The sequence below is a fragment of the Vibrio chagasii genome, from assembly GCA_041879415.1.
GTDB lineage: Bacteria > Pseudomonadota > Gammaproteobacteria > Enterobacterales > Vibrionaceae > Vibrio.
Genome location: CP090852.1, coordinates 1,649,246 through 1,661,561, shown reverse-complemented (window position 1 = coordinate 1,661,561; position 12,316 = coordinate 1,649,246). Strand labels below are relative to the sequence as shown.

Below are 12,316 nucleotides of genomic sequence, written 5' to 3'. Positions count from 1 at the left end.
TGTAAGAGATTTGATTTGAGAGGTATTAATGAGCTGACATTAAATTGCATTGTTATTAATGCCTGCCAGCTCTTTGAGGGATGATTTCTTTAGCTACCGACCAGATGAAGGTCATGGAGAATGCTATCGAAATCGGTTTGTTTCATTTTGTAGCCATTGATGGCTGTGATTGAAAGCCCTTTAGCTTTGCAAGTTTTTAGCTTTATTACTTGATATGTAAAGCTTATTTCTTTGAAGCTTCTTTCGAAGTGTCTTTCCAGTATTGGATACGAACGCGATGAAGCTGTGCTCTTCTCATTTTTTTCATAAGGTATTTTTCCTTTTCATTTAGCTGCTCTTCATGAGCTTTTTTATTGCCAACTATTCGAATCTAACGGTGTTTGATGGCCAGATCAATGATACAAATCACAAAATATAAAGAGTTCTTAGTACCATTTACATCAAAATATGACCTAGATATCAACTGCGGCTCAATTTAATCCAATAAACCGTTCTACCTATTAAAGGTTAGATCCCTCAGATGACAAACTCATTTCAGTATCAATACACTTCTATGATACACATTTAATAGACCGGAACATCGAGGATTTAGTTCCCCAAATTATTATACCCTCCCCAAACAAAGTTACACCGTAACTTTAATTTATAGGGTTACGTCTATTTTTTATTCACATTGGTCTATACGACACATACTCAAAATGGGATTATGTTGATGAAAGGCAACACGATAAGTAAAGGATAGACAGACTTAAATGGACACAACAATCAGTAAAGTGATTTTACAAGGGCATATTGTCGTACCAGACGATGATCTAGAAACAGTTATACAAGCACTGACCATTCATAAGGAGCTCACGTTGGCTGAGCCGGGCTGTATTGTATTTCGTGTTAGCCAAAGCTCACTGCAGCCAAACCGCTTTGAAGTATATGAAGAGTTCACTAACCGTGAAGCGTTTGAGGCCCACCAAAATAGAGTGAAAACCTCTGACTGGGGCAAGATAACTAAGAACGTGACACGCCATTATCAAGTGACCGATGTAACCACACCATCATGACCCAAGCATTGACCAACCAAATCGCAGCCTTGATCGAACAAGATCCGCTGCGAACCAAAATCGTAGAGTGCGTAGCTCAATTAGCTCTACCACAATGCTATGTCGCTGCAGGCTTCGTGAGGAATCTAGTTTGGGATCACTTGCATGGATTTGATAACCCCACACCGCTCAACGATATTGATGTGATCTACTTTGATCGCGGTGATTATGGTTACCAATCGGACATAGATTACGAAGCTCAGCTAAAACAACAGCTACCTGAACTCAACTGGCAAGTTCGTAATCAAGCCAACATGCATACTCGAAACCAAGATAAACCTTATCAAAGTACGCTAGATGCAATGAGTTACTGGCCTGAGAAAGAAACCGCTATCGCAGTAAAGAAAAACTGCCATGGACGTATCGAGTGTATATCGGCTTTTGGTTTAGAGAGCCTGTTCAATTTGAAAATAACGCCAAACCCGAACCGCGGTCGAGACGTATTTGATCAACGAGTCCAATCTAAAAACTGGCTAACTCATTGGCCAAAATTAACCATTGGCTAGAGTTAACCATTGACCAGAGTTAACTATTACTGACAGCTAACTATCAAACCGCTTCAAAGCTAAAACCATTGACTAATAGCCCAATCAGATCGAACATGCCTCACTTCTAAGCGAAACCGCACGCGGTAACAAACGATTTCTTCTTCTCGTCATACTGAGTAACAACCATGAACCAACAATACATGCTGCAAGCACTTGAAGCTTCGCACCAAGCCCTACCCGACTGTCAACCAAACCCACCAGTGGGGTGTGTATTGGTGAAGAACGATAAAGTAGTGTCTGTTGGTTACACACAAAAGGTTGGTGGGAACCACGCTGAAGTCGAAGCACTGAATCACTATGACGGCGATATGGAAGGCGTAACAGCTTACGTGACATTAGAGCCGTGCTCTTTTATCGGTAGGACACCAGCTTGTGCTAATACTCTGGTTGAAGCCGGTGTAAAACACGTTGTGGTTGCTATGCTCGATCCAGATCCTCGCAACAATGGTCGCGGTGTAGCAATACTGGAGTCGCATGGTGTGAAAGTTGACGTGGGGCTATGCCAAGCACAAGCGAGTGCCTTTTTAACCCCATATCTTGGTAAGTCTTAGGCTCAGCATCTGTGGCGTTTAGCTATTGCGCTAGGCTTATTGAGGACTCGTTACTCAACATCTAATAAACCAAGACTAGCCCACATCTACTCGATAAAGTGGGTTGGCTGGCGTATCAACAAAGTATGCCCAGATATGATCATAAACCGCATGTTGGTTAGGGAATGGCGCTAGCGCTTTCGCTTCCTCTAAACTACACCATCGATACTCAGTGTGTTCATGGTTTAATTCTACCGCTTGGTTTGGCGGGCAAAGCACAGCAAAGATCGGGATAAGTTGAATAACATTAACGTTCGCCTCGTAGAACTGCTCCAAAAACTGAGCGTTATACAATTCTTTCGCTTCGATTTTAGTTTCTTCTTCAAATTCGCGTACGATTGCCTGCCAACCAGTTTCATCCCCTTCAATCGAGCCTGCAACATGGCACCAATAGCCGCCCTTGACGCGTTTCATTAATAGCATTTTCGTTTGTCCGTCGATCTCAGAAAGAGCGACACCAGCCACAATCGAAGTATTAAGTGGAATCATAACGTTACCTTATTTTTAACACGAAGCGAGCAAGCCTAGCACCCTTCCATTAGTAAGTAGTCCTTGATGATGAAAAACGAGAGACTAATCATTAATCTGTATGCCTCCGCGAGCCCCCGGCCTTATATGGACAGTTAAGTTTACTGTATCAAACCACTGTGCGATTTCTTATTTGAGGCGCTTTTAGATAAAGAGTAGAATCGCCTGCCTTATACTGTATTTAAGCTCCCAAAACACAGTAGACTCGTAGCCATTTATCACCATCAAGTAAGACGACTATATGCACTCATCAAAACCAACGCACGACTCAGAGAACAGCCATACACCTGAGCACTGCTTCACTCGCTTTCAACAGCCGATCGAGTCATATTCATTGCCTGAGCGTTTCACCTTTCCGTTCTACTACGAACCACATCCATTGTGTGAAATTGCGTCGCACCAGCTTCAACAATACCTAGAAACCCAAACCGATTGGCAGCACGACTTCGAGCTGGATTCTGACGAAGGTCGCGGCAAGATGTTTGGTGTGTTACTAGTAAGAAGCCCTGAAGGTGAACTTGGTTACTTCTCTGCATTCTCAGGGAAAATCGCCGATCAAAACCTACTGCCGCACTTTGTTCCACCCGTATTCGACATGCTGAGCAGTGACAGTTTTTTCCGTCAAGAAACCGCAGATATGATGGCGGTGAACGCAGAATTTAAAGCGCTGCAGGTCAACGCCCAATACCTTGAGTTGTGTGAACAGTTGGCACAGCAAAAAGCGCAGGCAGAGCAAGAAATCGAAGCTCAACGCTTGTTGATCATTGAAGGTCGTAAAATGCGCAAAGAGCAACGAGAGCAAGGGAAAGAGAATCTTGATGAGCAATCTTTTGAGCAACTAAACCAAGAGCTTAGCAAAGCCAGTGTTGCAGATAAGAACCAACAGAAATACCTGAAGCTTAATTGGGAACAAACCCTAAACGAGCTACAAAGCAAGGTGGATGTATTTACGGCTCAATTGGCTGAATTAAAAGAGCGAAGAGCGCACCTTTCTCATCAGCTTCAACACAAGTTGTTTTCACAATACGCTTTCCAAAATGCGGAAGGCAATGTCGAAGACCTTAACCAGATCTTTAAAAACACGCCAAATAAAATACCACCGGCAGGCTCTGGTGAATGTGCGGCACCTAAGCTTCTGCAATATGCCTACTTGAATGGCTATACGCCATTGGCATTAGCTGAGTTTTGGTGGGGGCGCTCTCCGAAATCGGAGATCCGCAAACACAAGAAATACTACGCGTCTTGCCAAAGCAAATGTGTACCAATACTTGGTCATATGATGAAAGGGCTTGAAGTGGATCCAAACCCGTTGTTAGAGAATCCAGCAGAGGGCAAAGAGCTCGATATCTTGTTTCAAGATGAGCATATCGTTGTGGTACATAAGCCAGCAGGGTTCCTTTCAGTACCGGGCAAGACCATCAAAGATTCTGCCTACACTCGCGTTCAGGAAATGCATCCCGATGTGGAAGGGCCGTTTGTTATACACCGTTTGGACATGGCGACTTCTGGTATTCTGATATTCGCCCTGACTCGACGCGCAAACAAAAGCCTACAGAAGCAGTTCATTACTCGTGAAGTCGAGAAGCGATACGTCGCGATGATTGAAGGCGTTCTGGCCGAAGATGAGGGTTATGTTCGATTACCGCTGCGTGGTGACCTGTACGATCGTCCTCGTCAAATTGTCTGCTACGAACACGGTAAACCTGCAGAAACTAAATGGGAAGTGATTGAACGCAATCAAGAGACCACCAAGGTTTATCTGCACCCTAAAACAGGACGCACACACCAGTTACGCGTTCACTGTTCACATGAAGAAGGGCTGCATATGCCTATCGTCGGTGATGGATTGTATGGCAATAAAGCTGACCGTCTTCACCTACATGCAGAAAGACTTGCCTTGCACCACCCAATTACCAAAGAGTGGATGGAATTCCAATTCGATGCAGAGTTCTAAAAACTCTTATCAATAACAAGTATTAATGAAAGGAGTCACACTATTTGTGGCTCCTCTTCGGCCACTTCCCCACATTTACGCCCTCGTGTCGCCTACCTCTTTCGGATATATCTCCACGCTTATTGCACTACATCAAGGTTCACTTCATTTTGAGGTGTAGCATGCCCCTCTTCGCCTTTCCTTGAGGCCTTTGATATGTCATCAGCTGCTTTGAATCTACATGCCAATACACAAACATCTTCTTTGGTTACTGCACCAACACCAGCAAACGTAAAGCCAATCACAACGAAAAAACCGGACCTGAATTCGGCAATGCTGAATCTCATCGAAGAAGTAAAAAATGAACTCCCGCTCTATGAGTCAGAGACATTCATTTGTGGGCCAAAAGGAAACTGCTCAGGTTGCTCTAAGAAATTACTAGAGATGGTCGACACAGAATTGATGTACTGGGAACACAGCATCTCAATGGGACAGGGGCCAAACTTCGAAGAACTGCGTCGCTTCGGTAAACTATGCAGCAGCGTAAGACGTGGCTTAGAAAGAAACGGCTTGGTAGAGAAGCGTCCTAGAAAAAGGTAACTAGAACCACGTCACTGGCTTCGGTATTAAACCACGATTTAGGGCGTCCTCGATCGTGTTTGAGGTCTCGTGATACCTAGCCTTAGCGCATATTAGCTCCACTTACCTCAGTTGGAGTCAACACTATGAAACGGACACATTTACTGTTCACATACCTACTTTTCCTTTGCAGTTCAGCCATCGCTTCCGGTGTCGGATTCACTCAAGTCACCTTAACTGACAATCCTAATCGCCCGCTAAACACTGCCATTTGGTATCCCGCGAGAGGTACATCAGACACAACCTTAATTGGCGATAACCCCGCCTTCATCGGAACACAAGTCATCAAAGATGCAGACATTCAATCAGGCACTTTTCCAGTAATACTGCTATCACACGGCTACCGAGGAAACTGGCGCAATCAAAACTGGTTAGCGACCAAACTTGCGAGTAAAGGCTACATCGTAGCGGCCGCAAATCATCCTGGAACCACCTCTTTCAACCATTCTCCAAAGCAAGCAGCGAAATGGTGGGAAAGACCACGAGATGTATCACGTATTCTGGATTACCTGTCATCTGCCCCACAGTGGAAGCAGTCTGCTAACGCCGACAATGTGACTGCAATCGGGCATTCATTGGGTGGCTGGACAGTAATGCAATTGGCGGGAGCAAGAATCGATAGGCAAACCTTTGAAGCGGATTGTCTCATATACCCTAACCCACGAACTTGTGGACTTGCTGAAGAGCTAGGGCTCGACAAAGTCCAAGCTGCAGAGCCAAACAATAAAGATCTTTCAGATCCAAGAATTCAACGTGTAGTCAGCCTTGATTTAGGGCTTGCTCGCAGCTTTTCAATCGTTAGCTTAAATGCCATTAAAGTGCCAACCTTGATACTGGCAGCTGGGATCGATATTGGAGATCTTCCTCAAGCATTAGAGTCTGGCTATATTGCCGAACATGTACCGCTAAAATCAAGACGCTACAAAGTCTATGAAAAAGCCATCCATTTCAGCTTCATTCAAGGCTGTAAACCCGGTGCTATAGCCATGCTGAATGAAGAGGTCCCAGGCGATGGCATTATTTGTAAAGATGGCATTAGTACATCACGCGACCAGTTACATCAATTGTTCTTCAATGACATCGCTAGCTTTCTGAATTGATAAACCAAAAGCAAGCACACTCAATCTAACACTTGTGGCGAACTTCGAAACTCACTCGGAGTTTGCCCAGTTATCCTTGAAAACTCCCTATTAAAATTCGATTTGGTCTGAAAGCCTGAACTTAGGTAGATCTCTGTTATCGCTTCATCAGTTTGCTTCAGAAGAGTCTTAGCGTGTTCAATCCGATAGGCGTTAATCACCTTCGAAATGTTCTGTTGGTGAGTTTGATTAACCGCAGACGATATTTTTCTAGCAGGAATGCCTAGCTTTCGTGCCAAGCGATTTAGAGACAGGTCAGGGTCCTTGAATACTTGGCGTTCTCTCATTAATGCATCGAACTTAACCATGATCTGAGTAGTTTCTTCAGTTTGGTCGTCATCTAAGCTACTCACTAGTGTAGTCGATGTGTCGACCTCTTCTGGAGAACCTTGTGACATGGCAGATACAGCCTGTACCTGCATGTTTTTTTCTTCGACAGGCGTGCTCATACTGACCACCATCACAGCGGACACAATGGCTGGAATAAGGACAAGGTAGCTAATCGATAAGATCAGATTGGTGTGCTGCGCATCCAACAGCAAGATGTCGAAAGAAAGCGCACTATCAACCAAAGCCGAAAATAGCAGCATTACACCTGCAACTCGTTCAGCTGCCAACACTTTCGATACATCGGTCAGCCGCACTTGTTCCGGCACTCGCAGCGACGACTTCAGCAGCAAGCTACCATATCCGAGATAGAGAAATATCAGCAATACATCAAGAGTTCCCGCCCAGAGATGCACATAGAAAAGTGATCCAACTAAAACAGCAATCGGGCCTAGCCAATGCAAATGTGTACTAGATTGACTTCGATGAGCTCCTGCAAAGCATAACCAAGCCGCCACAGGAACACAGGCACCGAGAATGGGTTGTAAGAAGCGAAAAAACGTAATATCAAACGTCCACCGAAGGCCCACTACCGTCACCATCAACGCACAGAGAATGATAAACCAAAATGGCTTTTGACTGGTTTGTGGGTAACGGCATCGAAGCAGCACACCTGTCATCAATAACAACAGCGCCGCGACAAATGGTAAAGGAATGGCAAGCATCAATAGTCCGTTTAAGTTCGAGAAAAGATCACTTCCCCTTCAAGCACTTCATTAGCGAAGTAAGTGAGCGAACCAGTGATACATGTTGAATATCAATCTATGGTAAATCATTCCTCTGACAAAAATCTAGAGCGAAACCTTGACGGCGTTAAACCAATGATTTTCATAAAGACTTTTCGAAAGCTATTGACGTCTTCATACCCAACTAAGTAGCTGATTTGTTCTACTGGTTTATGGGAACTTTCCAGTAGCTCACACGCACTTTGAACACGCACATGTTGAATATAGTTAATCGGAGTAAAGGTCGTCGCTTTAGTAAATTGCCGGATAAAGGTTCTTCGCGTCATGAAGGCTTCTTCCGCCAATTGATCAAGTGTCAAAGGAAGGTGGTGATTCTTTTGAATAAAGCGCTGCACAGAGACAATCTTGTCATTCCCATGAGCGTAGTTAGGCACAAAACTTTGGTAGTAGCGCTGCTCTCTCAGTCCCGTATCCAACACCAGATACTTACCCAAATTACGCGTATTGGTCGGCGTCGTGTATTTAGTCAGGATAAACAGAGCCAAATCCATCCACGACATCAAACCACCAGCAGTAATGATGTCATCGTCATCGATCAGGATTTTGTCTATATCCACATCGATTCCAGTATGTAACTCCGAAAACAATTGTTGAGCTTGCCAGTGCGTAGTGACGGTTCGTCCTTCCAGTAATCCGGTTTGAGCAAGAATGAACACGCCTGCGCACGCTGAGCACAATATTGAACCCTTTTGATGAGAGTCAATCAGATAATCCGTTAGCCTATCATCACGCTCTAGGTAGTAACTGCCATCTAAGTTTGGCGGCAATAAAATGATATCGGCTTTTGATTCTTCATTTGAGTTAGCCGATGAAAACGGTAGGTCACCATAAGGCTTAATCTCAACCTTGAACTGAACCGTTTTACTTTCAGAATCAAGGCTGTTCGCCATCTGAAGAAACTCTTTTACTCCAAACACAGCGCTCTGCAGAGAGCCTGGGTAATCGATAATTTCGACCTTTACTGATTTTGTCACTATTGCCATATAGTCTGTCATTTTTGACGTACGTTAAAAAACACAGGGTAGTCATAATAGCCCCACACCACAAGACATTAACCACAAAGGTATGGATTATGAGCAATACTGCACTACTACTTATTGATTTCCAAAACGACTACTTCCCTTCATACGAAGGTGCGAAATGGGCACTCTCTGAAACAGAGAAAGCTGCAGAAAAAGGTGCGCAATTACTCGAGACATTCCGCGAGAAAAAACTGCCAATCGTTCATGTGCGCCATGAATTTCCAACCAATGAAGCGCCATTCTTCTTGCCTAACTCAGATGGAGCTCAAATCCACAGCAGCGTAGCACCTCTGCAAGGTGAGACAGTGATTGTAAAACAGCAGATCAACAGCTTTAGAGATACAGAACTGGATAAATTATTGAAGGAACAAGGCGTTGAAAGATTGATCATTGTTGGCGCGATGAGCCACATGTGTATTGATGCAGTGACCCGCGCAGCAACTGACTTGGGTTATGAATGTCACGTCGCGCATGATGCTTGCACCACCTTAGATATGGAGTTTGACGGTGTTAAAGTACCAGCAGCACATGTCCACGCCGCATTCATGGCAGCACTTAGCTTTGGTTATAGCAACGTTGCAACAACAAACGAGCTAGAGAAGCTGCTTTAATTGAGAGCCACTAGAGTGGGAAGCACTCAGATTCGTGATTACCCGACTAAACTGTCGATCTACATATTAAGAGTACAAAAAAGGCGCCGATTAAGGCGCCTTTTTACTATAAGCGAGCTTTCATTATGCCGCTGCAGTTTGGCGTGTAGGGTGTTTGATGAATACCGCAATCACTGCCACGATAGCCAACGCGAAACAGTAGTATGAGTTAGATACGATCTCTAGCGGCGATAGGTTAAATACCGAACCTAAAAGCAGCACCTGTGCACCGTAAGGCAACACACCTTGAATCACGCAAGAGAAAATATCCAATAAGCTCGCCGAGCGACGTGGAGATACATCGTTCTCTTCTGCTAATTGACGAGCAACACTACCAGAAACAATGATCGCTACTGTGTTGTTTGCCGTGCACATGTTCACCATAGACACCAAACCAGCAATACCTAACTCACTTGCACGGCCGTTCGCTTGCTTAGAGTGTGAAGAGCCGAACGCACGAATCATGCTACTTACTAGGTTAGTCAAGAAAGCTAGACCACCTTGGCGACGCATCAGCTCACTCAAACCACCGATCAGCATCGACAGTAAGAAAATTTCCTGCATGTTGCCAAAGCCAGCATAGATATCTTGCGCGTAATCGGTTAAACCGTAGTTCTCCAGAGAACCTAAGCTAACGCCACCCGCCAGTAAGATACCGATGGTTAGCACAACAAACACGTTCATACCTGATACTGCAAGAATCAAGATAGTGATGTAAGGCAGTACTTTCAGCCACTCAATAGGACCCGTTTCAGGCACTTGAGTCGCAGTGCTGTTAAAAGCGAAGATAACAATCGCGATAATTGCAGCAGGAAGTGCGATACGGATGTTCTCTTTAAACTTGTCTCTCATCTCACAGCCTTGCGAGCGCGTTGCAGCAATCGTGGTATCAGAGATGATAGAAAGGTTGTCACCAAACATCGCGCCACTTAAAACAACGCCTGCTGTCAGTGGAATGCTCATGCCTGCTGAATCAGCAATGCCCAGTGCAACAGGGGCTACCGCCGCGATGGTGCCCATCGACGTACCCATTGCTGTTGCGATGAAAGCAGAAATTAGGAAGATACCCGGTAGGATCATGCTCGTCGGGATTGCAGACAAACCAAGGTTTACCGTCGCATCCACACCACCAGAAGCCTTAGCAACCGCCGCAAAAGCACCTGCCAATAGGTAGATCATACACATTGCGATAATGTCTTTGTGACCTACTCCACTCAAGAACTGTTCGATAGCACGGTTCAATTTATCTTTGCTCAACAGCAGCGCCAACATCACAGCTGGCAGAGCCGCAATCGGAGCTGGAAGCTGATAGAAAGCAAAATCGACGCCTTGCAACGACAAGTAGGTACCTACGCCAATAAACAGCGCTAGGAACACGATCAGAGGGATAAGCGCTACTGCCGAAGGGGCAATAACCGCATTAGAATTTTTTGAATTGGACATGGAACGACAACACTATAGAACAGGAAGGAGAGCAGACTAATGTCACACTTAGGACTTGTCAACGTCTAGACGTCTAAACGCCCAATATAATGCAAAGTAATACGAACTCTATTGAACATCACATAATAGAAAAGGCTATTTACGCACCAGTAAATAGCCTTCGAGAACAAATTGCTCATACGTGAAGTAGAGTTTTAGAGACCTGCTTTCTTAATCAATAAAGCTTATAAATAACCTAGCGCTTTTGTGAGAAAGTCACTTGGTACTCTCCGATACCATCATAAGCAACGGTTGTTAGCTCGTCGAAGTCAAGCTCAACCACACCACAGTAAGACCCTGTAATGATTGCCTCACCCGCTTCAAAACTGACTCCACGCTTGGTCATGGTATCGATCAACCAGTAAACGGGATTTTGAGCTAATGCGTTAGGGTGGATGCCAGAAAATGCCTGCACTTTTCCAGCTTGAGTGATAGCCACTTCAACCTTGGCAGCAGCAAACGCTTTATCTTTCTCTATTTTAGGGCCAAGAAACAGGCCTTGGTTTGCCAAGCAATCGGCTAAAACCTCGTAAAACTCCGCGCCACTGTCATCAGCAAAGCGAGATTGAATTAACTCAAGTGCCATATGGCAAGAGCCAATGGCATCATTGATTTGTGCTTCGCTGTAACCATTTGAGTTTGCAGGCAAAGGCTTAGCCAGTACAAAAGCGATTTCTGGCTCTACTCGGGCTACCTCTTTACCTGACACTGAACCTGTGTCTGCGAACAATTCACAAACTTCACCTTGCTGCACGTTGTCAGCGAAAATAGGCGCTACGATAAATTTGTTTTCTGCAAGAGGTAACAGACACTTCCAGCCCCCCACTCTATCTGTGCGAATTTCAATCATGGATTCTTGAATGGCTAACGCATCATCTAAACTGGTTGGGCGATATGGTTCGATTAATCTTGGCGCTTTAGTTCCCGCTGTGCGACGGCTTAATAACTCTTTAGCCGCCTGCTCAAATACACTTGTCATAATATACCGTTTAATTTAGAACGATTAGAACTAGGCTTGGGCAATGGCATCACTCATGTAATGGTTGCACCATAAAGTGTTCAAAGGCCTATTGTCACATGTCCCGCAAGTGAACACATACCGCTAAGTCAATATATTAAAAGAAAAGCCAGCACCTGATGATCAGATTGCTGGCTTTTTGAATATGTCATTGCCGGACAAGCGCTACGCGCCTTTCAGCGTCTTCTTAAGATTTTGCATGAAGTTTCTAAAGTGAGGCATGAAATCCACAAACAGAGGGTGTTTTCTGTCTTGCATCATCAACGGTCCCAGTAAGCGAATACTTACACCTAGTCTCGTTGCGGATTGCTCGTCTAAGCCACTGTCCTGCTTAATCTTATCTACAATCGCGAACATGTTTTCTCTATCTTCAATTTCAAACTGCATGGTTTGCAGTTCACGATCTTCCTTGATGTTCACTTCTTCGATAGTGATACGGTAGTGATTGTGTTTGCCTGTGATTGTTTGCATCGTCATTACTGTCTCCTAACTTGAATTTACGAACAATTAAGTTGATAATGTCAACTATAAATACAGTGG

General features: G+C 44.6%; 13 protein-coding genes. 7 read left to right on the top strand and 6 right to left on the bottom strand.

Annotated features, from left to right (window positions below):
* Window positions 1-764: 764 nt before the first annotated feature.
* The 3 genes from L0991_21340 to L0991_21330 all read left to right on the top strand — a co-directional run bounded on the left by L0991_21340 (window position 765) and on the right by L0991_21330 (window position 2,193).
* Complete coding sequence (locus tag L0991_21340; GenBank protein ID XGB65432.1) at window positions 765-1,055, top strand: antibiotic biosynthesis monooxygenase; 291 nt, start codon at window positions 765-767, stop codon at window positions 1,053-1,055.
* On the top strand, window positions 1,052-1,600 hold the full coding sequence (locus L0991_21335; GenBank protein XGB64561.1) for a nucleotidyltransferase family protein: 549 nt from the start codon (window positions 1,052-1,054) through the stop codon (window positions 1,598-1,600). The genes L0991_21340 and L0991_21335 overlap by 4 nt, the downstream gene beginning before the upstream one ends.
* A 167-nt stretch (window positions 1,601-1,767) precedes the next feature.
* On the top strand, window positions 1,768-2,193 hold the full coding sequence (locus tag L0991_21330; GenBank protein XGB64560.1) for a bifunctional diaminohydroxyphosphoribosylaminopyrimidine deaminase/5-amino-6-(5-phosphoribosylamino)uracil reductase RibD: 426 nt from the start codon (window positions 1,768-1,770) through the stop codon (window positions 2,191-2,193).
* Window positions 2,194-2,268: 75 nt separating this feature from the next.
* Here L0991_21330 and L0991_21325 read toward each other — a convergent pair whose 3' ends face one another.
* The gene (locus L0991_21325; GenBank protein XGB64559.1) at window positions 2,269-2,721 is read right to left on the bottom strand and encodes an NUDIX domain-containing protein; all 453 of its coding nucleotides are present in this window, start codon (window positions 2,719-2,721) and stop codon (window positions 2,269-2,271) included.
* Window positions 2,722-3,001: 280 nt separating this feature from the next.
* On the opposite strand from L0991_21325, the gene L0991_21320 reads away from it, so the two are divergent.
* From L0991_21320 to L0991_21310, 3 genes are all read left to right on the top strand, one after another.
* Entirely contained in the window at window positions 3,002-4,714 is a 1,713-nt protein-coding gene (locus L0991_21320) for a pseudouridine synthase (protein XGB64558.1), read from the top strand.
* Between the two features lie 195 nt (window positions 4,715-4,909).
* Complete coding sequence (locus L0991_21315; protein ID XGB64557.1) at window positions 4,910-5,293, top strand: hypothetical protein; 384 nt, start codon at window positions 4,910-4,912, stop codon at window positions 5,291-5,293.
* Between the two features lie 125 nt (window positions 5,294-5,418).
* Window positions 5,419-6,432: a dienelactone hydrolase family protein gene (locus tag L0991_21310; GenBank protein XGB64556.1), complete on the top strand. Its 1,014-nt coding sequence runs from the start codon at window positions 5,419-5,421 to the stop codon at window positions 6,430-6,432.
* 20 nt (window positions 6,433-6,452) lie between these two features.
* Here the strand turns inward: L0991_21310 and L0991_21305 are convergent, their stop codons facing one another.
* Together L0991_21305 and L0991_21300 are read right to left on the bottom strand one after the other, a co-directional pair.
* Window positions 6,453-7,523 (bottom strand): AraC family transcriptional regulator, encoded by a 1,071-nt coding sequence (locus tag L0991_21305; GenBank protein ID XGB64555.1) that lies wholly within the window; start codon window positions 7,521-7,523, stop codon window positions 6,453-6,455.
* Window positions 7,524-7,630: 107 nt separating this feature from the next.
* Window positions 7,631-8,587 carry a helix-turn-helix domain-containing protein gene (locus tag L0991_21300; GenBank protein ID XGB64554.1) on the bottom strand — a complete coding sequence of 319 codons (957 nt, stop codon included), beginning with the start codon at window positions 8,585-8,587 and terminating at the stop codon, window positions 7,631-7,633.
* An 89-nt stretch (window positions 8,588-8,676) separates the two neighbouring features.
* On the opposite strand from L0991_21300, the gene L0991_21295 reads away from it, so the two are divergent.
* Complete coding sequence (locus tag L0991_21295; protein ID XGB64553.1) at window positions 8,677-9,237, top strand: cysteine hydrolase; 561 nt, start codon at window positions 8,677-8,679, stop codon at window positions 9,235-9,237.
* A gap of 123 nt (window positions 9,238-9,360) precedes the next feature.
* Here the strand turns inward: L0991_21295 and L0991_21290 are convergent, their stop codons facing one another.
* The 3 genes from L0991_21290 to L0991_21280 all read right to left on the bottom strand — a co-directional run bounded on the left by L0991_21290 (window position 9,361) and on the right by L0991_21280 (window position 12,247).
* Window positions 9,361-10,719 (bottom strand): Na+/H+ antiporter NhaC family protein, encoded by a 1,359-nt coding sequence (locus tag L0991_21290; GenBank protein XGB64552.1) that lies wholly within the window; start codon window positions 10,717-10,719, stop codon window positions 9,361-9,363.
* Between the two features lie 235 nt (window positions 10,720-10,954).
* Window positions 10,955-11,737, bottom strand: coding sequence for a hydratase (locus L0991_21285; protein ID XGB64551.1), 783 nt, complete (start codon window positions 11,735-11,737; stop codon window positions 10,955-10,957).
* 204 nt (window positions 11,738-11,941) lie between these two features.
* The gene (locus L0991_21280; GenBank protein XGB65431.1) at window positions 11,942-12,247 is read right to left on the bottom strand and encodes a DUF3861 domain-containing protein; all 306 of its coding nucleotides are present in this window, start codon (window positions 12,245-12,247) and stop codon (window positions 11,942-11,944) included.
* Window positions 12,248-12,316 lie beyond the last annotated feature (69 nt).

What these genes read in the sequence shown, in the direction of transcription:
- L0991_21290 (XGB64552.1), bottom strand. Translation starts at nt 10,719, where the DNA reads ATGTCCAATTCAAAAAATTCTAATGCGGTTATTGCCCCTTCGGCAGTA.
- L0991_21325 (XGB64559.1), bottom strand. Translation starts at nt 2,721, where the DNA reads ATGATTCCACTTAATACTTCGATTGTGGCTGGTGTCGCTCTTTCTGAG.
- L0991_21330 (XGB64560.1), top strand. Translation starts at nt 1,768, where the DNA reads ATGAACCAACAATACATGCTGCAAGCACTTGAAGCTTCGCACCAAGCC.
- L0991_21315 (XGB64557.1), top strand. Translation starts at nt 4,910, where the DNA reads ATGTCATCAGCTGCTTTGAATCTACATGCCAATACACAAACATCTTCT.
- L0991_21285 (XGB64551.1), bottom strand. Translation starts at nt 11,737, where the DNA reads ATGACAAGTGTATTTGAGCAGGCGGCTAAAGAGTTATTAAGCCGTCGC.
- L0991_21310 (XGB64556.1), top strand. Translation starts at nt 5,419, where the DNA reads ATGAAACGGACACATTTACTGTTCACATACCTACTTTTCCTTTGCAGT.
- L0991_21300 (XGB64554.1), bottom strand. Translation starts at nt 8,587, where the DNA reads ATGGCAATAGTGACAAAATCAGTAAAGGTCGAAATTATCGATTACCCA.
- L0991_21335 (XGB64561.1), top strand. Translation starts at nt 1,052, where the DNA reads ATGACCCAAGCATTGACCAACCAAATCGCAGCCTTGATCGAACAAGAT.
- L0991_21305 (XGB64555.1), bottom strand. Translation starts at nt 7,523, where the DNA reads ATGCTTGCCATTCCTTTACCATTTGTCGCGGCGCTGTTGTTATTGATG.
- L0991_21280 (XGB65431.1), bottom strand. Translation starts at nt 12,247, where the DNA reads ATGCAAACAATCACAGGCAAACACAATCACTACCGTATCACTATCGAA.
- L0991_21320 (XGB64558.1), top strand. Translation starts at nt 3,002, where the DNA reads ATGCACTCATCAAAACCAACGCACGACTCAGAGAACAGCCATACACCT.
- L0991_21295 (XGB64553.1), top strand. Translation starts at nt 8,677, where the DNA reads ATGAGCAATACTGCACTACTACTTATTGATTTCCAAAACGACTACTTC.